Source organism: Vibrio sp. S9_S30 (assembly GCF_014694455.1).
GTDB lineage: Bacteria > Pseudomonadota > Gammaproteobacteria > Enterobacterales > Vibrionaceae > Vibrio.
This window is the reverse complement of the sequence record NZ_JAAUWT010000188.1, coordinates 1-274: the sequence shown is the minus strand read 5'-3', so window position 1 is coordinate 274 and position 274 is coordinate 1. Positions and strand designations below refer to the sequence as shown.

General features: G+C 60.6%; 1 protein-coding gene. It reads right to left on the bottom strand.

The annotated features are described in order from the left end of the window. Positions 1-274: Ig-like domain-containing protein (locus tag HC752_RS24520; protein ID WP_190337765.1), on the bottom strand; the 274-nt coding region annotated here is incomplete at both ends.

Here is a 274-nt window from a genome sequence, read left to right as displayed (position 1 = left end):
CCACCGTATGCGTGGAGGTCGCGGTGCTGTCGACTGTGTTGCCCGCCTCATCCGTTGACGCCACGCTCACCGTGAACTCGGTGTCCGCTGCCAGGTCGCTGCCCGCCACATCCACTGTCCAGTTGCCATCAGCATCTACCGTGGTTTCGTAAGCCTTACCATTGATGGTCAGGGTCACTTTATCGCCTTCTGCGATATCGCCACCTGTCGCCGTACCGCTCACCGCGATGGTCTCGCCGCTTTCGGCTTGGTTGATCACGTCATCGGCGGTGAT